Source organism: Wolbachia endosymbiont (group B) of Pilophorus perplexus (genome assembly GCF_964028155.1).
Taxonomy (GTDB): Bacteria; Pseudomonadota; Alphaproteobacteria; order Rickettsiales; family Anaplasmataceae; genus Wolbachia.
Genome location: NZ_OZ034754.1, coordinates 1,154,097 through 1,178,393, shown reverse-complemented (window position 1 = coordinate 1,178,393; position 24,297 = coordinate 1,154,097). Strand labels below are relative to the sequence as shown.

18 protein-coding genes are annotated in these 24,297 nt (G+C 34.0%); 12 read left to right on the top strand and 6 right to left on the bottom strand.

The window, feature by feature from the left end; all coding sequences use genetic code 11:
• Positions 1-138 precede the first annotated feature (138 nt).
• Positions 139-846, top strand: a complete 708-nt coding sequence (locus ABWU28_RS05825; RefSeq protein ID WP_010402508.1) for a pyridoxine 5'-phosphate synthase — start codon at positions 139-141, stop codon at positions 844-846.
• Between the two features lies 1 nt (position 847).
• On the opposite strand, the gene ABWU28_RS05820 is transcribed toward ABWU28_RS05825, so the two are convergent.
• The 3 genes from ABWU28_RS05820 to rplM form a co-directional block, all read right to left on the bottom strand.
• The gene (locus tag ABWU28_RS05820; RefSeq protein ID WP_019236673.1) at positions 848-1,150 is read right to left on the bottom strand and encodes an HU family DNA-binding protein; all 303 of its coding nucleotides are present in this window, start codon (positions 1,148-1,150) and stop codon (positions 848-850) included.
• Between the two features lie 145 nt (positions 1,151-1,295).
• Positions 1,296-1,697, bottom strand: coding sequence for a 30S ribosomal protein S9 (gene rpsI / locus ABWU28_RS05815; RefSeq protein ID WP_052264863.1), 402 nt, complete (start codon positions 1,695-1,697; stop codon positions 1,296-1,298).
• A gap of 47 nt (positions 1,698-1,744) precedes the next feature.
• A complete protein-coding gene (gene rplM / locus ABWU28_RS05810; RefSeq protein ID WP_006014941.1) occupies positions 1,745-2,203 on the bottom strand; it encodes a 50S ribosomal protein L13 in 459 nt (152 codons plus the stop codon).
• Between the two features lie 116 nt (positions 2,204-2,319).
• Between rplM and ABWU28_RS05805 the strand changes: the two genes are divergently transcribed.
• The 4 genes from ABWU28_RS05805 to ABWU28_RS05790 all read left to right on the top strand — a co-directional run bounded on the left by ABWU28_RS05805 (position 2,320) and on the right by ABWU28_RS05790 (position 6,366).
• The gene (locus tag ABWU28_RS05805; protein WP_353275135.1) at positions 2,320-3,570 is read left to right on the top strand and encodes a TolC family protein; all 1,251 of its coding nucleotides are present in this window, start codon (positions 2,320-2,322) and stop codon (positions 3,568-3,570) included.
• A gap of 10 nt (positions 3,571-3,580) precedes the next feature.
• Positions 3,581-4,096 carry a PopZ family protein gene (locus ABWU28_RS05800; RefSeq protein WP_007302034.1) on the top strand — a complete coding sequence of 172 codons (516 nt, stop codon included), beginning with the start codon at positions 3,581-3,583 and terminating at the stop codon, positions 4,094-4,096.
• Between the two features lie 75 nt (positions 4,097-4,171).
• Entirely contained in the window at positions 4,172-4,750 is a 579-nt protein-coding gene (locus ABWU28_RS05795; protein WP_064085440.1) for an RlmE family RNA methyltransferase, read from the top strand.
• A gap of 176 nt (positions 4,751-4,926) precedes the next feature.
• Complete coding sequence (locus tag ABWU28_RS05790) at positions 4,927-6,366, top strand: magnesium transporter (RefSeq protein ID WP_353275134.1); 1,440 nt, start codon at positions 4,927-4,929, stop codon at positions 6,364-6,366.
• Positions 6,367-6,563: 197 nt separating this feature from the next.
• On the opposite strand, the gene ABWU28_RS05785 is transcribed toward ABWU28_RS05790, so the two are convergent.
• The 3 genes from ABWU28_RS05785 to ABWU28_RS05775 form a co-directional block, all read right to left on the bottom strand.
• Positions 6,564-7,520, bottom strand: a complete 957-nt coding sequence (locus tag ABWU28_RS05785; RefSeq protein WP_213863789.1) for an IS5 family transposase — start codon at positions 7,518-7,520, stop codon at positions 6,564-6,566.
• Positions 7,521-7,536: 16 nt separating this feature from the next.
• Entirely contained in the window at positions 7,537-7,680 is a 144-nt protein-coding gene (locus tag ABWU28_RS05780) for a hypothetical protein (protein ID WP_353275133.1), read from the bottom strand.
• Between the two features lie 364 nt (positions 7,681-8,044).
• Positions 8,045-9,622 (bottom strand): lysine--tRNA ligase, encoded by a 1,578-nt coding sequence (locus ABWU28_RS05775; protein ID WP_353275132.1) that lies wholly within the window; start codon positions 9,620-9,622, stop codon positions 8,045-8,047.
• 64 nt (positions 9,623-9,686) lie between these two features.
• Between ABWU28_RS05775 and ABWU28_RS05770 the strand changes: the two genes are divergently transcribed.
• The 7 genes from ABWU28_RS05770 to ABWU28_RS05740 all read left to right on the top strand — a co-directional run bounded on the left by ABWU28_RS05770 (position 9,687) and on the right by ABWU28_RS05740 (position 24,212).
• On the top strand, positions 9,687-9,983 hold the full coding sequence (locus ABWU28_RS05770; protein ID WP_006015054.1) for a type IV secretion system protein VirB3: 297 nt from the start codon (positions 9,687-9,689) through the stop codon (positions 9,981-9,983).
• A 9-nt stretch (positions 9,984-9,992) separates the two neighbouring features.
• Positions 9,993-12,398 (top strand): VirB4 family type IV secretion/conjugal transfer ATPase, encoded by a 2,406-nt coding sequence (locus tag ABWU28_RS05765; RefSeq protein ID WP_353275131.1) that lies wholly within the window; start codon positions 9,993-9,995, stop codon positions 12,396-12,398.
• A complete protein-coding gene (locus ABWU28_RS05760; RefSeq protein WP_353275130.1) occupies positions 12,391-14,976 on the top strand; it encodes a type IV secretion system protein in 2,586 nt (861 codons plus the stop codon). The genes ABWU28_RS05765 and ABWU28_RS05760 overlap by 8 nt, the downstream gene beginning before the upstream one ends.
• 17 nt (positions 14,977-14,993) lie before the next feature.
• Complete coding sequence (locus tag ABWU28_RS05755; protein WP_052264801.1) at positions 14,994-17,366, top strand: type IV secretion system protein; 2,373 nt, start codon at positions 14,994-14,996, stop codon at positions 17,364-17,366.
• Complete coding sequence (locus tag ABWU28_RS05750) at positions 17,363-20,263, top strand: type IV secretion system protein (RefSeq protein WP_052264800.1); 2,901 nt, start codon at positions 17,363-17,365, stop codon at positions 20,261-20,263. The genes ABWU28_RS05755 and ABWU28_RS05750 overlap by 4 nt, the downstream gene beginning before the upstream one ends.
• 81 nt (positions 20,264-20,344) lie before the next feature.
• Positions 20,345-23,599 carry a type IV secretion system protein gene (locus tag ABWU28_RS05745; protein WP_353275129.1) on the top strand — a complete coding sequence of 1,085 codons (3,255 nt, stop codon included), beginning with the start codon at positions 20,345-20,347 and terminating at the stop codon, positions 23,597-23,599.
• Positions 23,583-24,212: a hypothetical protein gene (locus tag ABWU28_RS05740; RefSeq protein WP_012481862.1), complete on the top strand. Its 630-nt coding sequence runs from the start codon at positions 23,583-23,585 to the stop codon at positions 24,210-24,212. The genes ABWU28_RS05745 and ABWU28_RS05740 overlap by 17 nt, the downstream gene beginning before the upstream one ends.
• The last annotated feature ends 85 nt before the right edge of the window (positions 24,213-24,297 follow it).

Genomic DNA, 24,297 nt, shown 5'->3' with positions numbered 1-24,297 from the left:
TTGAATGTTTCTTATTTGACTTGCCAACAATGAGAATTGGTATAACTGCTAGCTCCGTCTTTCAGCTATGGCATTAAACAATGACATGCATAAGATCTAATAATATGTATAATTTATAAATAATTTTTGAGGTAAATTGTGAAATTGGGCGTTAATATTGATCACGTTGCAACCCTTCGCAACGCACGTGGAGCTTCTTATCCAGATCCATTAAAAGCAGCAAAAATAGCTATTGATGCTGGAGCAGATTTTATCACCGTACACTTACGAGAAGACAGAAGGCATATCAGAGATGAGGATGTATTCAATCTAAAACAAAACATTAGCACTGAGTTAAATCTTGAAATCGCAGCTACGGAAGAAATGCTCAAAATAGCAAAAGAAGTAAAACCCTATTCGATTTGTATAGTACCAGAAAAAAGAGAAGAATTAACAACCGAAGGTGGCCTGAATATCGTGAATATGCACAGTAAACTTTCTGGTATAATAGAGGAAATGCATAGCTTTGACATAAAAGTCTCACTGTTTATCGATCCAAATATTAATCAACTAAAATATCTTGAGAAGCTAGAAAGAAAGCCTGACATAATAGAAATTCACACAGGGGATTACTGTGATAATCCATCAGAAGAAAAATTAAAACTTATTACTAACTCTGCAGAATACATTAATAAGCTAGGAATAGAATGCCACGCAGGGCATGGCATAAATTATAAACATGCTAAAAGAATAAAAGAGATACCTCACATCTCAGCTCTTAATATAGGCCATTCTTTAATCAGCGAGGCTATATTTCATGGCTTACATAGTGTAACTAAAAAGATGAAAATGACAATATCTAAGTAGCTTATACTTTCTCTTTGGTATTTAAAGTACTTGAAAGAGCTTGACTTGCTTTAAACCTTACTCTTTTCTTTTCAGGAACGGTCATAATCTCACCATTTTGAGGATTACGGCATTGTCTTTCCTTACTTATAGCAGTAGAGAATGTCCCTATTCCATGCAAACGTATTTCACCTTTACGATTTAGATCGTTCTTGATTGTTTCCATAAAAATATCATGAAGCTTACCCAAACTAGCTTTTGTTATATCTATACCTTGACTAGAGCACTCTTGACTCAGTTGGTTTACTATATCTTCTTTACTCATAAATTACCTTAATATTGAAAAATTACATAAACAGCATATTATGCTAATGCCAATAGTCAACTAAATTCGTCATAAAAAGAGAAAATGTCATAAAACCTTGTAAGAACTTGTATAATATTTACAAAAAAATACCATTATGAAACAATTATCTCTTAGAAAACTGACATTTTTTCCGAGCTTTATGTTGACCATATTTCTTACGCTCAACAACACGTGAATCTCTAGTTAGGAATCCACCCTTACGTAATATAGAGTGTAGATCTTGACTTATACTACTTAAAGCTCTGCTTATTCCATGAGCTAAGGCACCTGCTTGGCCAGATAGTCCTCCACCTTTTACAGTTGCAAACACATCATACCTATCTAACATAGAAGTTACTATGAATGGCGCTTTAATCATTTGACACACTGATTCTCTTTTAAAATAAGAAATTAAATCATCTTTTTTATTAACACTAAATTTTCCACTTCCTGGCTTTATCCATACTCTTGCTACAGATTCTTTCCTTCGACCTGTGGCATATGAACGACCAAGTGAGTCAATCATTGCCTTTTTTGGCTGATCATTATTATTTATTTTCACTTTTTACTCCATTATTTCTTATTTTTACGATTTAAAGAGGCAAAATCTATTTTTTCAGGTTGCTGTCCTTGATGCTTATGTTCTGAACCAGAATAAACATACAAATTTTCAAACCGTCTACGTGCCATAGGACCATCATCAAGCATTCTTTTTACTGCCATTTTTATCACACGCTCAGGGAATTTGCCATTTAAAATATTATCTGGAGTAGTTTTCTTTAAACCACCAGAATAACCTGTATGCCTATAGTAGATTTTATCTTTAAGTTTCTTTCCGGTAAAATGTACCTTTTCTGCATTAACAATAATTACATTATCTCCACAATCCATATGAGGTGTGTATTCAGGCTTATGCTTTCCACGCAATAGCGCTGCTACAAACGCTGCAAGCCTTCCTACTACTAATCCTTCTGCATCTATAACAAGCCATTTTTTATCGACTTGTTTCTCTTTTAAGAAAAAAGTTTTCATATATCAATACATAACAGTAGATTATGATACACTGAGTTGCTTGATAGTGTCAACAACATTAGTTACAACATTAGTTATTGATTATTAAAGTAATTTATGCTAATAACTTAAACAACATGCTAGAAAGCAAAATGTTTCGATTGATTATTATACTTATAATTGCTTTTGGTACTATAGGTTGCTATGCAATCGATTTGGAAGAAGCCATAAGCAAAGCTATCAAAAACAGCTCAAAAATAAAGTCTCAGTTTTACCAATATAAGAGTGCTGAAAAACAGCTGAAATCTTCTGGATTGGCTGGATTTTTACCTGACATTAATTTACAATATAATTTCGATAGTAATTTTAATATTATTAACGATCGACAAAACTCTGGAAAGCGTCTAACATTAAGCCAAAGAATAATAGACGGTGGGGGCACTTTTGCTACATTTAGCCGATCAAGTCATCTTCTTAAAGCAGCAAAAATTAGATTTCAGCAGTCAAAGCAAGAAGTTGCACTCAGCGCTGTGAAAGCATATGTTAATGTTTTACAAAAGGCAGAAATATTAAAACTGAGAGAACATAAAGAGCGTGTTTCTTTAGAGCATTTGTCAGCTATGAAAAAACGCTTTTCCCTTGGAGAAGTTACTAATGCTGAAGTTTTGCTAGCAAAAGCAAAATTTTCGTCTTCTATATCCGAAAGAGTTGATGCTGAAGGTAAATTAAAATTGGCAAATATTGCTTATTATCATTTGATTGGCGAAGATGCTGATGAACTTTCTGAAGCTAATGATAAATTACCTTCTGTTCCAGAGCTAAATGAATGTTTACAATTAGCAAAAACTAATAACTTGTCCCTAAAAGCAGCAGTTTATCAAAAAAGAGCAGCCGGAATGGAAGTGATCGCTGAAACTTCCAAGTGGCTTCCTTCTTTGAATCTAAGCGCAAGTAAAAATTTTGGAAAGGACAATATAAAATTGGACACGTTACTAGAAAATGTGAATGTTGTCTTTACTCTTGATATTCCGATCTTTAAAAGAGGAGTTAATGTTTTTGGTGTTAGTAGAGCTAAAATGGATGCAAAACAATCCACTTACGATTATTACGAAGCAGTAAAAAATATAGAACAAGCAGTTATAAATGCTTGGAATAACGTGCTGACAGCAAAAGCTATTATTAAAGCAAGTCAAGAAGCAGAAAAAGCAGCAGCTTTAGCATTGGAAGGAGTTGCGCAAGAAGTAAACTTAAATTTAAAGAGCACAATTGATCTTTTGGATACTGAAGATGAACTATTTAAAGCACGTTCCGATCTAATTCAGGCAAAAAGCAATTATGTAATTAGTGTTTACAACTTGCTTTTTATGATAAATAGTATAAACCTTTAAATTTAATGGTATGAGCGATAATCAATCTGTAAAAGATATACTAGAAGATATAAAAAAAGCTATATCGGGTAAAAATCCAAGTGGTGATAGAGCAGAAATAATAGATGAAGATGATGACGTATTATGCCTTGAAGAGGAGTACCCAGAAGACATCGAAGAAAAAGAAAATAGTGAAGAAGAGAATAATTGCCAAAGTGAGAAAATGAATAACCAATTTAATAGTTACAACTCAGAAGAGAAAAATTTGTATGATAATATCCAAATGAGTAATAACAAAGTGAGCTATCAAGAACAAAGTAACGAGCATTTAGTTTTAAAAGAAAATATGGAGGAAATTAAAACATTGCTTGAAAAGATGCAAAGCGAACTACGGCATAAACAACAAAAAAGAGCGGATCTTACTGTTGAAGAATTAGTTGTATCTCTTTTAAAACCTCAGCTTTCAGAGTGGCTGAATAAGTATCTACATGCATTGGTAAAAGAAGTAGTTGAAAAAGAGCTCAAAGATATAATCAATAATAAGTAGGTTATTAGTATAAAGACCAGAGTAAAAACAGCTAGAGGTAGAAAGTTATCTTCAACAAGATGGCTACATCGCCATTTGAATGATCAGTATGTGCAAAAAACCAATAAGGACGGTTATAGATCGCGCTCGGCATATAAGTTAATAGAAATAGACGATAAATTTAAACTACTCCAACAAGGGCAAAAAATTATTGATCTTGGCGCTTTTCCTGGTGGATGGTCACAAGTTGCATCTAAGAAAGGAGCGAGTGTGATTGCTGTTGACATAAAACCAATAAACGCAATTAGTGGAGTAGAGTGTATACAGTGTGATATTATCAGCGAACTTGAAATTTTAAGAGAAAAATTCAAGGATCACAAATTTGATGTAATTTTATCTGATATGGCACCAGAATCTTGCGGTTTAAAATCGTTAGATCATATCAGAATTATGCTTTTATGCGAAGCAGCGCTCAATTTTGCAAAGCATTTTTTGAATCATGATGGCAAGTTCGTAGTAAAAATTTTTCAAGGAGAGTCTGATAAAGATTTCTGCAATGAGCTAAAAAAAATGTTTAAAACAGTAAGATACTTCAAACCAAAGTCAAGTAGATCTGAATCTACAGAAATGTATTTGGTCAGCTTAGGCTTTATTGGTAGCAACTCTTCTATATAGAAGATACTTACAGAAACGTTGACGAATCTTATCCTATTAAACTGAAGATTAATAACGCTCGCACAAAAGCCCCTTTTTCTTGCTTGAGTGTTTATGATAGTTAATTAAATTCTTGACTTTATTACTTAAGTATACAATAATTAAAGTATATTATTATTTTTATAGGAGAAGTTAATATGTCAAGGTACGAAGATTTAACACAGAAGCAAAAGAAATTATATGATCAGTTAAAGGATGAGATAAAAAGTAAACAGGATATTACTCTTACTCTTGCAAAAATTAAAGAAGAAGGGATATTAAAAGAAGTTCTTACTACTGCAAATATAACTGAAAAGTCATCAGGTGGTACAGAGTATAATCTAACACTGCTTGGCTATGCTATGAATTTCAATAATTTTAAGGAAACAATCAAAGTTATTTTAGAAGAAATTGAAGATAAAGAAAAAGTTCTTACTACTGCAAATATAACTGAAAAGTTACCAGGTGGTGTAGAGTATAAGCTAACACCGCTTGCCTGTGCTATGAATTTCAATAATTTTAAGGAAACAATCAAAGTTATTTTAGAAGAAATTGAAGATAAAGAAAAAGTTCTTACTACTGCAAATATAACTACAAATTTACCAGGTGGTGTAGAGTGTAATCTAACACTGCTTGGCTATGCTATGGCTTTCAATAATTTTGAGAAAATAATCAAAGTTATTTTAGAAGAAATTGAAGATAAAGAAAAAGTTCTTACTACTGCAAATATAACTACAAATTTACCAGGTGGTGTAGAGTATAAGCTAACACCGCTTGGCTATGCTATGGCTTTCAATAATTTTGAGAAAATAATCAAAGTTATTTTAGAAGAAATTGAAGATAAAGAAAAAGTTCTTACTACTGCAAATATAACTGAAAAGTTACCAAGTGGTGTAGAGTATAAGCTAACACCGCTTGCCTGTGCTATGAATTTCAATAATTTTGAGAAAACAATCAAAGTTATTTTAGAAGAAATTGAAGATAAAGAAAAAGTTCTTACTACTGCAAATATAACTACAAATTTACCAGGTGGTACAAAGTATAATCTAACACTGCTTGGCTATGCTATGGCTTTCAGTAATTGTGAGAAAAAAATCAAAGTTATTTTAGAAGCAAGTGAAGATAATAATATGTTAGAAGAAGTTTTTGCTCGTGTAGAAGGAAATAATCGTCAAAGACTTCAGGAGATTTTAAAAACATTAAAAAGTCAAGAGCAAGATGAAGGGCAAGAAACTAAAATTGATAATTGGCTAGCAAGACTTGCAAATAGCATGTCTAATTGTGAAAGTAATGAAAAGCCTTTAGTGTCTGAAAGTAGCGTGCCTAGAACTGAAGAAAATATAGTAAAAACTACTAATAAATCAATAATGATTGGTAGTGTTTGTGGTGTTGTAGCTGCATTAGCAGTTGGTGGTGGATGTTTTGCTGCTGGTGTTGCATTACCAATATTGACTTTAATTGGTATAGCTATTGCTGCTTTCGTACTTACAGGACTTGTTACTGGTGGTATTACGTATGAAGTGTGTAAGCCTTGTAATGAGCTAAATGAAGTTGATTTACAATCAGAAATTTCTTCAAAGTCAAGTGTAACAGTGTAGTTAAGTAGAAGGAAGAAGTCTCTTCTTCCTTTTCAAGTAGCTGACACTGATTTTCATCCAAAATAGTTTCATTCAAGTAGCTGACACTGGTTTCTTACCAAGAAAAACTTAGCATAACTTTTGTGCTCAAAAAAACTTCTGGATTCCAGCAGGCTTTGTTGCACAGCTCTTCGGATAGTGGGTAATGTATAATAAATTCATGAAGCTATATCAAACTTAGCCATGCCTATTTCAGTAAATTTGTTAAGCAAATAACACTTGAGTAGCAGTTCCTTCTCACGATTAATCTCAGATTTATTCCTAAAACTAAATCCAAATATTTGCTTCAGTCGCGAGAAAAAACTTTCTATATAAGATCTCTTCCAATAATTTATCTCTTTTTTCCACCTCTTCATACCATCTTCATCATATGACTTTATGAGCTTGATTGTAGAATTTCTCTCATTCATATAATCCAACTTTGGATGCTCTACTGCATTATTTTGCGGAGGAATCCTTGTCTTTATGTCAAGCTCATCGCACAGTTTGTATAACTTCTTTCGATTATATGCCCTATCTGCATATATCGTGCTTATGTTATACTTGGTATCCACTCTTTCAATAAGATCACAGGCTCCATAGTGGTCGGAATAAACTCCACTACTGTATTTTGCAGCTATAACTTTTTTACTACCTATCTCTAGCATTACATGTAGCTTTCTTGTTTGCTCATAGCGGCGATACTTTCTATCTGTACCATTTGCCTTACTATGGCCTGGAATATTATTGTAGATGCTGATACCTGTACTATCTATAGCAATTTCAATATCTTCCATATCGTTCTTATCAACTCTGCAGTCGTTGATTTTGATATTAAGCTTTTTAAACCTTCTTGAAGCCTGCGAATAGCTGATAATTTGCAAAATTTTCCCTATTTGCTCAAGATATTTCTCTATAAATCCCACTGTTTGCCTAAGACCAATCCTGAATAGATAGGTTATTATGTGAATTAGAATCACTACTTTGTCGCTGTAGACATTGTTGCCACCTGCTACTTTTGGACTATTTTCGTACCAATTTTCAATGGCATCGTTGATATAATGAAAAACATTTCCCCTTTCTTGAAGAAATTTGTTATATTCATTGCAGTTACTGACTTTCATTCTTATTGGCATATTTTTCCTTTGTCGGCTAAATATCTATTTTATAACAAATTCCATCAGTAACTGCCTGTTCTTTCCTTGAGTGGTGCAACAAAGCCATTCCAGCATCAAGTGCTGGAATGACATGGTGAAATATTATTAAAGTAGCCAGTGTCCATTTGGTGTCATTCAAGTCAGCTCTCTTCTTGTCATCCCAGTACTGGGATTCAGAAAACTGACCAGGTTGGTCACGCGCTGGCTCTCTAAAATTACTTTAGCTACAAATATTAAGAAATTTACTAAATAAAAAAAGACAAAGGAATCCCTGTATAGCGAGTTTTAATAATGTAAATTGATAATGTGCTAACAAGCGCGATTTGGCTGAATGTAGAAAAAATAAAAAAAGCTGCTATAATTTTATGTAATTTGCCAATAAACACCTGAATTTTGTCGTTGAGCCCAAAAACAAGGATAAATACTCTTATTAGTATGATAAGAAAAGTGGGAAAGTTTGTCAAGTAATAAAACTATAGGGCTCAAATGGAAGAAGGTAAACTCTAAAGTGTACGTTCAGTAGCACTTTCTATAAGAGAGATTGTATTATCTATCCCATAAAGCTTGATAAAAGATCCCATTCTTGGACCAGTTTTTTGGCCAAGCAGCGTTTCATACAGCAACTGAAACCAATCACGTAAGTTGCTGTAATTGTGCTTTTTTCCAATGGAAAAGACCTGAGATTGAATCTCTTCAGCAGTGGCGGTAATAGGCAAGGAATGTAGGTTATTCTTTAAATCTAGCAACGCTTCTTTCTCTTTTTCGTTTGAGGTTTTATATGCTTTTATTGGCTTGATAAAGTCATGATAATACCTAACTGCAAAATCTGAAAGCCTATCTAGCATTTTGTTGCTTTCTGGTGTAACGTTTGGTGCATAAGTTGATATAAAACCCCAAAGAATCTCTTTATTTTCAGCATTACAAGCTGCTGCCAGGTTTAAAAGTAAAGAAAAATTTATGCCTGAAGTTTCTACGTTTGGAACTTTACCCTGGTGGATGTGCCATACAGGGCTATTTACATCCTTTTCTTTACTTTCATTATAACGCTTAACAAACTCCAAATATTCATCAGTTGATTTTGGTATCACATCAAAATATAAACGTTTAGCTTTTCTAGGGCTCTGAAAGATGTATAACGCTAAACTCTCTGTGGGTGCGTAAGTTAGCCACTCCTCAATTGAAATACCATTTCCTTTTGATTTTGATATCTTCTTTCCTTCTTTATCAAGAAATAACTCATAGCAAAACAAAAGCGGTGGCTTTTCTCCAAGTATTTTACATATTTGACTTGAAAGCACAGCAGATGGAGTCAAATCCTTTCCATGAGCTTCGTAATTAACTCCGAATGCAGCCCACCTCATCCCCCAATCAGGTTTCCATTGCAGTTTACATTTTCCTTTTGTCACTGGAACTTCTATTTTTTCCCCGTTTGGGTCTTCATACGTGATTGTTCCTTTATCTGTATTTGTTTCAATTACTGGAACTTGTAAAACTTGGGAAGTTTTTGGGCATATCGGCAAGAATGGACTATAGGTTTGCTGCCTTTCTTCCCGAAATGATGGAAGCATTACGTCCATCACTTTATCATAATTTTTCAGCAGGAGTAAAAGTTTTTCATCGTAAACGCCAGATTTATAACACTCTGTTGCACTCCTAAATTCGTATTCAAATCCAAACAAATCAAGAAATTTACACAACAACGAATTCATGTGATGACCATAACTCTCATGAGTGCCAAATGGGTCAGGTATCATGGTTAATGGCTTGTTCAGATTCTCTCTTAGCATTTCCTGATTTGGTACATTATCTGGTATTTTTCGCAAACCATCCATATCGTCGGAAACTGCAATGATTTTGGTTTTTATACTAGGAGCTATTTTTTTTAGAGCGTTTGCAATAACTGTGGTACGAAAAACTTCCCCAAAAGTACCAATATGTGGTAAACCCGAGGGACCATAACCAGTCTCAAATATTATCTCTTTTTTATTAGGGAATTCTTGTAGTATTTTTTCTGCTTCTTGAAATGGCCAGCTTATAATCATTGAATTTAAATTAATTATCTTACCTAAAGTGCTATTCATTTCAATAGATTTTTAATTAATGATGTAGTATTAGTGTTAGAGCTCTTATTAGAAGGTTAAAGATATGTCTACTGGCAGCATACAAACGAATCAATTATTTAAAGGTCTTACAAGACCTGCAATGCTCTTTGGTGTGAGTTATATGTTTGCAATATTAAACGTTCTAATTTGCATGCTAATTTTCATTAATACAAATGATCTTAGAGTAATTCTCCTGATGTTACCAGGTATACATGGACTTGGCTATATAGCTTCTGCAAAGGAACCGTTGTTTATTGAGTTATTTATGGTAAAGTTGGGAAAATGTTCCAAATGTTTAAATCGGTTTTATCATGGAGCCAATTCTTATGACATTACTTGATGTTATGCAATGTTGAGATTTAGAGCTATTCAATCAAAGAATAAATCTATTCTAAGTAGAGAGGTTCACGCTGCCGAATTTATACCTTATTCTTGCTATTGGAATAGTACAACCTTGATAACAAAGCAGAATTGGTTAGTTAAATTTATAAAATTAAATGGCTTTGCGTTTGAAACGGCCGATGATGAAGACTTGGTGATACAAAATAATATCAGAAATCAGATGCTAAGAAGCATTTCATCTCCAGCATTTAGTTTGTACTTTCATACCATCAGACGTAAGAAAAATATTTTTTCTGATGAATTTGCAAATCAGAGTTTACCAAATTTTTTTGCTAACCATGTAAATCTAAAATGGAGAGAAAAACACGCAACTAGGCAATCTTTTATTAATGATTTATACATTACGATTATTCGTAGGGCAGATACAAAGGGAGTAGAATTTTTATCACATCTACTGAAAAAATTTGGGCATGTAACTTCAAAACATGCTTGGGAAAGTGATATGCGTGATACCTATGAAGATTTAGAGGAAACGACAAATCGTATAGTAACAAGCCTTAGGAATTATTCGCCTAAAGTCCTTGGAGTAAAAGAAACTCCAAACGGACTGTTTTGTGAAATAATGGAGTTTCTGTCTAGAATTGTAAATTGTGGCTTTGTTACAAATACGCTTTTTCCACTAAAAACTGAAATATCAAGATACTTACCAGTTCATAGGTTATTTTTTGGCCATAAGATGATACAGGTTGTGACTCATAATGAAAGTAAATATGCTGGAATAGTTAGTATCAAAGAATATGGAAATAATACTTCCGCAGGAATGCTTGATTCTTTTTTACAACTTCCTTATGAATTTATTATCACGCAGTCTTTTCAATTTACAAATAGGCAAATGGCAATTGCGAAAATGCAGATACAGCAAAATCGTATGATACAATCTGCAGATAAAGCTATTTCTCAAATAGCAGAAATTTCTCATGCGCTTGATGATGCAATGAGTGGTAAAATTGCGTTTGGTGAACACCATTTAACTATCTTATGTATAGAAAAAAGCCCTAAATCATTGGACAATGCTTTATCATTGGTTGAATCGGAGCTTTCTAATTGTGGTGTTTATCCTGTTCGTGAGAGGGTTAATCTAGAACCAGCATTTTGGGCGCAAATTCCTGGTAATTTTGATTATATAGTAAGAAAAGGTACAATAAGTAGTCTTAATTTGGCCGGTTTTGCATCTCAACATAATTATCCTACTGGTAAAAAATTCAATAACCACTGGGGAGATGCTGTTACAGTTTTTGATACAACATCTGGCACTCCATTTTTCTTCAACTTTCATATAAGGGATGTTGGACATACTATGATAATTGGGCCAACAGGTGCTGGCAAAACTGTTTTAATGAATTTTTTATGTGCTCAAGCAATGAAATTTTCTCCAAGAATATTCTTTTTTGATAAAGATCGCGGTGCAGAAATTTTTTTAAGAGCACTTGGTGGTATCTATACTATAATAGAACCAAGAACTAAGACAAATTTTAATCCTCTGCAACTTGACGATACTCCTGATAATAAAACATTTTTGATGGAATGGATAAAATCTTTAATTTTAGTGTACAACGATAAATTCACTTCAGAAGATGTTGCTAGAATTAATGATGCAATTGAGGGAAATTTTAAATTAAAAAAAGAAGACAGATTTTTGAGAAATCTTGTACCATTTTTAGGACTTGCGGGCCCTGATACTCTAGCTGGAGCAATATCTATGTGGCATGATGATGGCTCTCATGCTGCAATATTTGACAATAAAGAAGATTTGCTAGATTTTTCAAAAGCAAGAGTGTTTGGCTTTGAAATGGCTAGCTTGCTAAAAGATCCTGTTGCTCTTGGGCCGGTCTTGATTTATTTGTTTCATAGGATTAGTATATCGCTTGATGGCACTCCATCTATTATTGTTCTTGATGAAGCATGGGCGTTAATAGATAATCCAGTTTTTGCACCTAAGATAAAAGACTGGTTGAAAGTGCTGAGAAAGTTAAATGCTTTTGTAGTTTTTGCTACTCAGAGTGTTGAAGATGCAAGTAAAAGTGCTATTAGTGATACGCTTGTACAGCAGACAGCAACACAAATTTTTTTGCCAAATCTCAAAGCTACTAGTGTCTATCGAGATGTTTTTATGTTAACTGAACGTGAGTACATACTGATCAAACACACAGATCCAAGTACTAGATTCTTTTTAGTAAAGCAGGGAGTTAATGCTGTAGTAGCTAGAATAGATCTGAAAGATTTGGATGATGTGGTCAACGTGTTATCTGGACGTGCAGAAAGTGTCCTATTGTTACATGATATATTGAAAGAAGTCGGAGATGATCCAAAGATGTGGTTGCCTGTGTTTTATCAAAAGGTGAAAAATGTTTAAAACTAAACTGTCATTACTGTTAGTTGCGATATTTTTGTTAAATATAGATTTTTTGCTCTCATATTCAGTGTTTGCAGATACAGTAAGTGGTACTGACAAAACGGAATTTGTTAGCAGATTTAATTCTACTGGTAGCTTTAGCCGTGCCTCTAATCCTGACTGTAAGGCGTTTGAAACATCTGCAGCAGTTGCTGGGATAGCAATTGCTATTGGTGCAATATTTACTGGTATTGTTTTGATTGTCTCTTCTGCTGGTTTATTTACTGCTCTTGTTATCGTTGGAATGATAGCTGCAATTGTTGGAGTCTGGAAGGCAGTTGGGGGACTTATTGTTTGTCAGCATAGTTTTGTTAGGCATCCAGTTGCATACGATAATGATGGGAGATATAAAAATTTTAAACTAAAAGATACAGGTTATAGTGGTGATACAGATAAAAATTATCGAACAGAAGATGAATATTTTTCTGCATTACAGAAAAGATCAGGAAAAGATGGAAAACAAACAGAGAAAGATATTTTAAACTTTACTGATTGGGATGTTGTGAATGTTGATAGGGAACACTACTACTGGCCAAAAAATGGGGTGCAATATAGTGAATACATAGAAGTATGTCATCGCAATCCTTTAACATTTGGCAATCTTTTCAAGACGAATGACTTTAATTTCAGAGGGGAAGATGGATACATAGACTTTGATATCAGAGAGAAAGATACTGGATATGAAAGTGGGTCATGGTCTCCGAAGGTTGATGGCGATCTAGAATGTAAAGTGCTTAAATCTGGACAGAGCAAAGACATATATGGATCAACGTTCAGGGCAGTGAGAAAAATGGGTAGGTTATGTGTGGAATTGGCTGAAGTTAGGGCAGCTGGAACTGCTTGGCCGCAAGGAATTGATATAGGATGCACGGAATTACCACCTGATCCGATTGCTCCTATGTGTGAACAATCTGTGATATTATTCAAAAATAAAGATGGTACAGGTGGTGAAGAAAGGAGTTTTATCAACAGGGATGACGATTATAAAACTCTTATCAGGAAAAAAGAAAAAGAAGGAAAAATTTTTGTAGGTTATGACAATAAAAGCTGTTTTAGCTCGTATGTCTCTGAAGCTTGCTACAATCAAGCGGGAAGTAAGTCATTATCTCCTATTCCTATAACTTCTATGATAGTGCAATGCATTAAGGAATCGTTAGATAATTTAGTTGCAGGTATTGACTCAAATGGTGATAAGCTAAAATATGAAGATGGAGAAAAAAAAGGACAGGAGAAGGGTAGTTTTTTATCTGTAGCACAAGGAAGGTTGAAAAATACTGTAACTGCTGTTCTAGTTTTAGCTTTAATACTGTTCTCTATAAAAGTTATGTCTGGTGGAGTGCGTAGTCCGCAAGAAATGTACATGTTGATCATTAAATTCGCTTTAGTGATTTACTTTACGACAGGTAGCACTATGTCTCATTATTACGGGGAATTAACAAAACTTTCGAACGGCTTATCAGAAATAGTGCTTAAAGCTTCATCTGAGAGTAAAAATATATGTAATTATGAGGCAGGTAAAGATTATGAATACGATCGTGCAGGGCAGAAGGTATCCTACAGTTATCTTGCACCTTGGGATAGGCTTGATTGCAGAATTTTATTTTATTTAGGTGCCCCTTTAGATGGAATTGGTGGCAAAATTGGTACTGGAGGTGTTGCAACGTTAGCGGTTTTGCTTGGCGCTGCTCCTGTCTTGTTAGTTGCAGGTTCGGTGATTGGTATTATTTTCGCTGGTGGACAAATTTTAGTAGCTCTTGTCTGTATATTTATGGCCATTTTGCTGATGATGGTTATTTTGTGGATGTGCTATGTATTTATTTTATCTCTAGTTGCTTTAAGTGTAATTGTTATTCTATCACCTTTGTTTATTCCTATGGTTTTATTCCAACACACCAAAGGATATTTTGACGGCTGGGTGAAAGAGTTGATTACCTATAGCTTATACCCGGTTATCCTCTTTGCATTTCTATCTTTTATGTTCATAGCATGTGATAAAATCTATTTTAAAAATTTAAATTTTAAACTGGACGAGTCATATAAAAATGAACAACCAGACAAGTCATATGAAAAGAAACAAGCAGAAATCTCATATAGTAAGAAAAAACAGTGGTTTAAATTGAAAGATGGGGAATGTGATAAAAATGAAACTACTCTCGCATGTATGATGCAAAATTATAGCTTTAAAAAGAGCAGCATACTTGGTCTATTCGACTTTAGATACATGGAGTTTGGCAGCTCTCTAATCGGAGAATTATTAAAATTGTGTTTAGTATTATTCCTCTTTTACCACTTTTTAAACGTTCTTCCCGGCATGGCTGCTGAGCTTGCTGGTAATCACAGAGCAGCACTTGGTTCAGGTAGCACTCCTGCACAAATGGTGAATAAAGCTTTATCTGCTGCCAAAGCTGCTGCTGGAGGTGCTGGTCAAGTTGCTGCTGCGGCTGTAAATAAGGCAAGAGGGGCTATTGGAGGAGGTGGAGATGATAATAAGGGATCGGGATCTTCCTCTAGTGAATCTATAAAATCAGGTGGAGAGTGAGCGCAGGTGAGTAACAGATGTTTGAACATTTGAGCAACCAAAATTTGGTTAAGCTATGCATAAGTTTTGTGATACTCTTTTTATTATCTGGGTGCGGGTGTATTAAGCCAGAAGATTCATCAGGCTTGCGTGAGAAATTGGATATAGTGTCAACAGAGCAGAAATGGGTTGATTCTGGAGTCTATATTTCGGATAAAATAAAAGTAACAGAGATTAATATAGTACCTAATAAGGTTAATTTTTGTTCGCAATATAAAGATTTTGCAATTGAACCTGGAGTAAGAAACGTTACATTACCGTTTGCGCTTAAAGCTGGCGATGCGATAAGCTTTAGTGTTGTTGGAAGTAAAATGTGTAAAAACAATAATGGCATGGTCACCTGCAAAAAAATTGACGAAAATTGCAGTGAAGGGGAAAAGGAGTATTTTTCACATGTTTTAAATCAAGAGAAGTGTCAAGGTGAAATATGTCCTAATAAATATGAAATAGGCAATGCACAATGGTTAAATGGAAAAGAGTACTGGTCTTCAGAATTAGATCAAAGTGAAAGAGAGGAAATTAGAAATGTCATCGACTCTATAAAACAGCAAGGGGAAAATGTAGACTGTAGCAAGCTTTCAGAGAGCAGTGCAAGTAAGATAGATACGCGCATTTTAAATTTACTCTGTGGACGTATATGTAAATTTTCTTTCGGCAGCGGAGAAAAAGGTTGCGTATATATTGAATACAATAGTATAGAAGGTGAGATATTCAATACTTTAAATTCTAGAGGTGAATCTGTTATTGCTGAAATTATTGATAACGTATTAAAGGAAAAACGGGTAAAAACTGACATTACACTATTACGTGTTCACATGGATAATGAGGAATTTGAACACATTCCAGGAGGCGGTATATGTATTAACTGTGATCATAAGATAGATCGTAACCATCCAAAACCAGAGTTAACTTTTAGTTTAGGTGATGGTAAGGGCAAGGGTGGTTTCAATATAAGAGTAACGAAGAACCATAGTCTAAAAAACAACTTATATATACATGTTTCTGATAAGTTTCCTGAGCACAATCCTGGTGAAATTCTGGGGGATATACCCGTGGATATCAGTGAAGTTCATAATACTGAGTATATGGAAAGATTAAAAGAAAAGCTAAAAGACAAGAGTGGCACTATATATTACGGAATAAGAGATCATGGCTGTGATTATAAGAAAAATGAGGGTCAGTTTAGTATTAACCTTACAACTAAAGAGCCACCTGTAAGAACTTTTAGTGCGATATATAATTTTTTTGATGAAAAAGTAAAAACTGCATTTTTCGGTTCTAGCTACAAAGACACTAACGCGATTCACTCTGATACTAGCCCTGTGAAGTCTCTTTATCAAAGTTTTGTAGCATCAAATAGAACAAATACCATCAGATCTACAATAGTGTCGTTATTAGTATTATATATAGTTTTATACACCCTTTATTACTTTTTTGGATTGTCTCATGCTTCTATATATGAATTTTTAATTATATGTGTAAAGATAGGAGTTATTACCCAATTGCTGAACGATAACAGTTGGAGTTTTTTTTATAACAATGCATTTTCTATTTTTGTTAATGCTCCAAAACAGTTAATAGAAATAGCAAATTTCAGAGGTACAACATCAAATGTTTTTGAATTTCTTGATTTACCGCTCAATAGGTTTTTATCAGCACACTCAGTGTTACTAATAGTATCTCTTATATTCTCCGGTCCTTTGGGTATTGTATCGTTTTGCTTGGTGATTTGGGGTTTGATAACAGTGAGCTTATCGATGTTTAACGCCTTATTTTCTTTTATCACATCTATAGCAATAGTTGCATTATTGCTTTCCTTGGCGCCTCTTTTTATTATTTGCCTTCTATTTGGATATACTAGACAGATGTTTCACAATTGGGTCAAAAATTTAGCAAGATTTGCAATTCATCCGGTAGTGCTTTTAATTTTTATATCATTAATAAGCCAGGTTATGGATTATATTGTGTATTCGGTCTTTAATTTTGAGGTCTGTCCTACATGTATACTTAATCTTAACTTAAAGATTTTTAATCCTTGTATTATTTATGGTTATGCTTCCAAACATGCACCTAATATCACCGCTATGATGGCTTTTGTGATTTTGGGACATGCTATGAAAGCTTTAGTTGAGGCATCTTCAACAATATCTGATTCGTTGTTTGGTGTTTATGTGGCAAGCGAACCAGGAAGGCAATATCAGCAAAGCTTAATGGGAACAGTAGGTTTAGATGAACAAAGTATCCAAAGAAGAGCAGGTCAGCAATCTGGTACACCAAGTCGAAGACCTCAAATACCACAATCAGCTCAAAGATCAGCACCTAAAATACCGACAAACACAGGAAATCAATGATGAGCAGAAAATCATTATTATTGATACTATGTCTTGTAATTACTGGCTGCACAATGGATTGTGTTGAACCTGGGCTGCAGAGCAGAAATACTAGTGTCAGTATAGATGTTCCAGTTCGTGAAGCTGGCGAAGGAGTTAAAATTCATTGGGTTGATTCTGGTCAAGTAATTAGCAAGGATGAGAAAATCAAATTTACTCTTGGTGGGTCAGTAAATTTTTGTCCTCTTAAAGAAGGGAAAAATCCAAAGAGAGTACTTGTGCCCGCTGTATTTTGTGCTAATGATTTAATACCAAATTACAGTAATAAGTTAACTGATAATGCTAGTCTTGATGAACGAGAAATATGTGGGGATATAGGCTTTGGAAATAATGAATTCTATAGCAATAGACGTTATGTAGATACTGGAATTAAAGCAAATCCTGGTGATAAGTTAAGCTTTAGCTTAGTTCCCAGAGAGATAACGATTGATTATGACAATCCACAAGGAAAAGGTATCAGTTTTGATGATAATTGCTATAGAACTGAAAAAGGGGATGAAAAAGATAGAGCTACAATAAGAGACATGCTAAACGGAGGAAAGTTCTTTTGTGGAGAAAGTGGTAAAAGAACTGTAGTAGAATTTCCGCCGCTGAATAAAGAAGAAATGAATAAAAGAAGAGTGCTAGTTGGCAATGGCTACACTCCATATGATAATAAGGTACATTTTAATAAGGATTATATTCAAAATTCATGGATAAATGGTGCGTTGTTAGATCTACGACGAACTAAAATAGGACTGAATGAATTATGTAATGGGAAAAGGTGTGATTTTAATGAGCTGAACAAATACAGTTCTTATGAACTTAATTGTTACTATCAGAATATATGTTACAACGCAAAAGGTATAGGGGAGAATTGCGTCTCTTCTATAAGGTATGAGAAGTATGATAAAGGAAATACATGTGACATGTATTCTCACCTTAAACGTATTGAGGATGAACTAAAAAAGATTGAAGAAAATAAGAGGGATTCTAAGCAGATTGACATTAATTTAATATCAAATTCTAAATTAAACTTCAAAGAGGACAGAGGAGATATTTCTTGGGCCGAAGCTCTTGTTGCAAAAATTGGCGATTTTGATGATCAGGATACTGCTAAAGGTATTCAATGTTTTCCAAATGAGAAAGGTGCGAAAGGAGATAATGTATGTTCACAGATTAATTATAAATTTGAAGATTACTCTCTGAGATTAAATCATGATTATAAAATAAAAGGTATAACACCTGGTAGTAGTGTGATGCTTGCTATAGCAAGTAATGGCAACTACCAACTTCATAGAGGTGGATATCATGTTGAAGTAACTAGATCATGTAACTTTGATGGTGGTAAAAAATTGTATGTGTACTTAGGTGATAATCCGCCAAGGGATCCATCTGCTCGAAAGACTAATGATTTCAAAAAAGTAAAGAGGTTGGATAAAATAACAGAGGATAATGTAGACTATTACATAATAGATGGAAGTCATTTGGTAAATGAAGAGTCTAAGAAAATATATTTTGGTATTAATGTAGAAAACGTAGAGAAAGATGATATTACGGACAAAGATAGCAAATATTATGAAGATAACAAATACACAGTAAATTTATTTTTAAAAAGAAAAATAAACGATTTTATTTCATCAACTGTAAACAAGATTTTTGATTTCATAACAGACGGGAGTGAAGACGGAATTAAAATTCCATATGAAGGATATAGAAAGGGGCTTCTACAAGGAATAAGAGCTTTGCTTATTCTATACGTTATATTTACTGTTGTTGGCTATATGCTTGGAACAATACAATTAAGTAAATTCGATTTTATTATAAGAATATTCAAAATAGCATTTATAGCTTTTGCTTTTAGTGATAGAAGTTGGGAATTCTTTGGTACAACTTTGTCTGGGCTTTTTGTTGAGGGTAGCATTTATTTAGTTGATAGTTTTTCTGGCTATATAGGAGAAGGAGGTAAAAAATTTGCATTCTTAGATTTAACAGCCGGAGTATTATTTACAGGAGAAACATGGCTGAAATTTTTATCTTTAATGCTATCAGGACCTTTTGGCTTTATTGCATTTTTGGCAATACTTTATGCTACTTTTGTGTTTTTAAGATGCATTATTAGTGCTACGTTTAAGTATGTAATATCTACTGTTTTAGTGGCATTTTTATTGTCATTGGCACCTTTATTTATCGTATTTATTCTATTTCAACAAACTAAAACATTATTTGATAATTGGATAAAAACGCTGGCTCATGTTTCATTGCAACCAGTCATTTTATTTTCATCCTTGTCTCTTTTAAACCAGTTAATGTATTCAGTTCTATACAACCTCACAAATTTTTCTGCATGCTATCAATGCTTAATTAGTGTAAATTTTTTATCGTATGATCTGTGTCTTATGAAATCAATATTACCTCTTGGGTATAGTCCTGGTACTAGTGTTGATGTTGCGCTCAGTACTGGAGAAAGGGCTGGTGGGCACTTTGCAGCATTACCTATAGATCTAATCCAGGCATTTATATATCTCATCATTGCTAGTGCAATGGAAGCTTTTGTTTCTATATCAGAAACTATGGCGCAGGCGTTGTTCAGCTCTGGTTATGGAGTTGCTCAAAGTGTTAGTCATATTTCTAGGAGCGCATCACAAGCTATGCTGTCAACTGTTGGCCTTGATGATAGAACCCAAAATATGATACATAACATCAAGCAGGGAATGAGTAAAGATCGTAGCAAAATTGAAGCTAAATTGCCTGATACACCAAAGCAAGCAGATGGGAAAGGGAGTGCTGGCAGAGAAATGAGCAAATCTGAAACACTAAGCCAGCCAGATAAGCAAAAGGATTCTGATAAAACAAAAGGACAAGTCAAGGAAGATTGATGAGATATATGGAGTAACTAATTAAAAAGATATTTGAAGTAAGGTTTTAGAAATTTATTCTGTATTGGAAAAAGTTTAGGTATGCAATCACGCTTAGGCAAATGTTGGTTTAGGTTATTAATTTTGGTAATCTGTGTTCTGGTTACAGGTTGTAGTAAGAATGATATGCCTTTTCCAAGATGTATATCTGCTGATTATTTTGGTCCTGAACCCATTGCAATTGGTGCTCATTTTCCAATCGGTCATGATGCGTTTTTTCCAGAAGGTGAAAGTGGAGAACCTATTGATCCTGAAACCGGAGAAATCAATTATGGTTTTCACCCTAATCAAGTAGTGAAGTGGAAGGATACCGGCCTTGAAACCAATGGAGATAGTTTAGTAGTACGAGTAAATGGTGCATGGACATCTTGGAGCAATAGTAATAAGAAGAAATCTCAAAGTAGTTATAGTTTGGAAAGTTTGGAGCAGTTAAAATATGCAACCAAATTTGAAAGAGGGAAAGGTGACAACAGTCTGCCTGACTTTCACTTAGTTTGTAATGATTATAAACCTAGCATACAAAAATTTTCAAGTAAGCCTAAAGAAAGTTGCACTGTAAAGTGCAAGTGCATTAATGAAGATGATAGCGCAAATACAGTATCACGTGGTGCTCCATGTTGGTTTACTAACGGCCATGGTGCTTATCTTTTATTTAAAAGGCCTAGCGATTCTAGTCCTAACGAAAATTTAAAATCCATGCGTAACCCTGAGTCTCCTACTGTACATCTAGGTTACAATTCCGTAGCGGAAGATGGAAGTGGGCTTTTTACTTTAGACAGAGATAACACCACATTACAGGACAGGAGTTGTAATACGGTGAGGTTAGAAAAAGGATGGAAAATATATGTAAAGATATTAGATAGATATTATCTAGATAATGCAGGTGGCTACTCTTTTGAATTTTTGAGCGGAGTGCAGAAACCAAGTAACTTTGGATTTTTTGATTACATTTATAACTATCTAAAATGTGTATTATTGATTAACGAAAATTGTAAAAAGCATTTTGATAGCAATGATCCTGCAGCTGCACAGGCGATGTTCGAAAATATAGCTGAAAAAAGTACGAGCTTTCACAATTTTGTTCTTTCCTTGCTTGTTCTATTTATAGTGATTTCATCGCTTCTTTATCTTTTTGGAATGATAAGAGAAACTAAGCATGATATGCTCATCAGAATGATGAAAATCACTCTAGTAATAGTGCTTATATCTCCTGGAAGTTTTAGATTTTTCTATGATCATTTTCTTGTTTTATTTGTTAAAGGTCTTGAACAATTGATAAGCATAATTACTAATTTTGCTCCCAACATGAACACCGGAGGTAATTCAAACGTTGCTCAAGGAAATGAAGCTAAATTGTTTAGCTTCATGGAGGATATGTTTAATAAGTTTTTTGCTTACTCTGTTTGGAAAAAGTTTGCAGCATTTTTACATTATCAAATGTGGGCAAGTCTCCTTATGATACCGGCAATTTTTATAGGGATTGTCTTATATTTCCTGCTGTGTATGTATGCTTACATAATATTCCTTTCTGGTTTTATGGGTATAGCTTTTCTTGTAGCTATAATGCCGCTATTCCTAATCTCTATTTTATTTTCACCACTGAAAAGTCTATTTGAGGGTTGGATAAAATTCTGTATTAGTTTCTGTTTGCAATCAATTATGATATTTACCCTGCTGTCATTACTTGCTGCGATGATAATGAATACCTTTTATAAACAGTTAGGCTTTACTGTGTGCTATAATAAATGGCTTGAAATAAAGTTATGTGCTCCAAAATGGGTATTTGGTGGTTTTTGTATAATTGATAAAGAATACTTTAGCTGGACTCCAGGGCAAATTTTTGTACCTTATGCTATTGGAGAGGCTTCTACATTGAACGTAGATAAGAATATAGAAGGTATAGAAAAACTAAGCAGAATAGGTGGTACAGTAAAGTTTACTGGTGGCGCTGGATATATCCCTCTTCCACCAGATTACATTAATAAAGGTTTTCGTTATATAGATTATCCTTTCTTTAATCCAATTCCTGGAACTAAAGATAATCCAGCAGACCACTATATTGCGGAAAGTGATATGATAGTTAGTAATGGCTGTAGTGCAAAAGATCTAGTACGCTTAACAAATAGTTTATCTCATGCATCAGAGAGGGCTGACATTATATTACTGATCAACAATATAGAGAAAAGGATAGGTGATGTTAGTGAAATAATAAAACGCTACTGTCAAGATATAAATAAATGCAATAGTTATAGGGAAATAATTAATGAAATAAGATCTTTAGTGCGGAGTGCGATAAAAAAACAAGGTTGTAGAATACTGAAACTTTATGATTTATATAAGGATCCCAACAGTGAATACTGTCAGAAATGTAAAGATTGTGAGGATTGCAAAAATTATAAAGAAAATAGTGATTACCAAAGGGTGCAAGACATACAGAGAGGTTATTTAATCAACGCAGGAGAGATCTTTGTATTGTTCTTGCTTTCGTTTTTGATGTTTTCTTTGAAGGAGTTTGTACAACAGATGGGCTCAAGCATTGCCGGTGGTGGGTTTGGTGTTTACAATATATCTAGTATGTATCAAGCATCACCTGTGACTGGTTTAATGCAGGGATTAAAACAACAGATGCAAGATAAAATTGGTGGAGGGCTAGAGTCTTTAGGTAATTGGGCTACTCATGTACCGGACAGATTAGCTGGAGGTACAGCTAATTTGCTAGGTAGAATACCAGGAGTTGGGGGTGTGCTGAAATATGCTATTAATGTGCCACGTAAGCTTGTAGGTGCTACTATTGAAGCAACAAAATTTGCAACATCACCTAAAAATGATGTTGATAAGCTTGAGGAAAAAATCTACAGGGCGTTTGGAATTGATAAAGAAGATATTGCACATAGAAGAATTGATAAATATTTAGAATATTATAAAGGATATGTAGGATCACATTTGGGCTATACAATAGAAGATGCTATGAAGTTTACTTGGGAACATGGTCTCGACTCTATAGGAATTAACCCTGCTACAGGAGAAAAGGATGGTTACCAGCATAATCTACTCTATAGAGCAAAAACATATAGACGGGAATTTCTTGAGAAGCTTCATGACTACACTATTGGCCGCAAGAGAGAACCAGAAGAAGATGAATCATCAAAAGAAAATAAGCCTAATCAATCAAATCGAAAATTAGGTACGGAACCAGAAACCCTAAAAAACACTACAGAAGCTATACGTGCCGGAGAAGATAGAGAGCGTCAAGATAATGAAAGGAATGAGAACATAGAGAATGATGAAGAATCGTAATTTCAAAGGGCTAAGTTATTATGGTCTTCAGCAAGACGAAGATGGTAATATCAAGTTAAACGATTACAATGATGTTTTAAATGCGCGCAGAGCGAGGGTAGATTTGTTACTAGATAGCACTAAGCAAGGTGATGTTAGTCTTTCAAAGCTAAATAAAGCTCTGAATGAGAGACTTATAGATGATAAAGGGCTATCGTCAGAATTTGACAAAGAAGACAAAGAAATTGCACAGAAGGAGCTTAAGATGTTCTCTATTTTAGACGATCTTGATAATCTTGCAAACATTGAAAGTGAAGATCTATTAGAGGTTAGTTTGTTACTATCAGATCTTAGTTTTATAGAGAGAAATATTGTGTTGAATGCCGATCAGAGTTCTGATCTAATAGGGTTCAAAAATCTATTTATAGAAAAAAAAGCATCTGGTGAGGAATATAGTGATGAAGAGTATCACAATTTCCTCGATAGTATAGAGAAAATCAATACTTTAATTAAGTTAGAGTTAGAAAGTAGAATTGAAGGGATGGGTCATGATGAAAAAAACAACCATGATGATTTACAAGACGAGATTGGTCGTGCAATCAGTATAGAAAATAAATCAAAGAAAAGCGATTGATCTTGCGTTCCTCCACAAGCAAACTTCTTTCTATTAGACTGCTGAAGCTATGTTGACATTAAATGTGTATTATAAATAATTAGTT

Coding starts and splice junctions, on each gene's coding strand:
- ABWU28_RS05820 (WP_019236673.1), bottom strand. CDS start 1,150: ATGAGTAAAGAAGATATAGTAAACCAACTGAGTCAAGAGTGCTCTAGT.
- rpsI (WP_052264863.1), bottom strand. CDS start 1,697: ATGATTGACTCACTTGGTCGTTCATATGCCACAGGTCGAAGGAAAGAA.
- rplM (WP_006014941.1), bottom strand. CDS start 2,203: ATGAAAACTTTTTTCTTAAAAGAGAAACAAGTCGATAAAAAATGGCTT.
- ABWU28_RS05805 (WP_353275135.1), top strand. CDS start 2,320: ATGCTAGAAAGCAAAATGTTTCGATTGATTATTATACTTATAATTGCT.
- ABWU28_RS05800 (WP_007302034.1), top strand. CDS start 3,581: ATGAGCGATAATCAATCTGTAAAAGATATACTAGAAGATATAAAAAAA.
- ABWU28_RS05790 (WP_353275134.1), top strand. CDS start 4,927: ATGTCAAGGTACGAAGATTTAACACAGAAGCAAAAGAAATTATATGAT.
- ABWU28_RS05785 (WP_213863789.1), bottom strand. CDS start 7,520: ATGCCAATAAGAATGAAAGTCAGTAACTGCAATGAATATAACAAATTT.
- ABWU28_RS05775 (WP_353275132.1), bottom strand. CDS start 9,622: ATGAATAGCACTTTAGGTAAGATAATTAATTTAAATTCAATGATTATA.
- ABWU28_RS05770 (WP_006015054.1), top strand. CDS start 9,687: ATGTCTACTGGCAGCATACAAACGAATCAATTATTTAAAGGTCTTACA.
- ABWU28_RS05765 (WP_353275131.1), top strand. CDS start 9,993: ATGTTGAGATTTAGAGCTATTCAATCAAAGAATAAATCTATTCTAAGT.
- ABWU28_RS05760 (WP_353275130.1), top strand. CDS start 12,391: ATGTTTAAAACTAAACTGTCATTACTGTTAGTTGCGATATTTTTGTTA.
- ABWU28_RS05755 (WP_052264801.1), top strand. CDS start 14,994: ATGTTTGAACATTTGAGCAACCAAAATTTGGTTAAGCTATGCATAAGT.
- ABWU28_RS05750 (WP_052264800.1), top strand. CDS start 17,363: ATGATGAGCAGAAAATCATTATTATTGATACTATGTCTTGTAATTACT.
- ABWU28_RS05745 (WP_353275129.1), top strand. CDS start 20,345: ATGCAATCACGCTTAGGCAAATGTTGGTTTAGGTTATTAATTTTGGTA.
- ABWU28_RS05740 (WP_012481862.1), top strand. CDS start 23,583: ATGATGAAGAATCGTAATTTCAAAGGGCTAAGTTATTATGGTCTTCAG.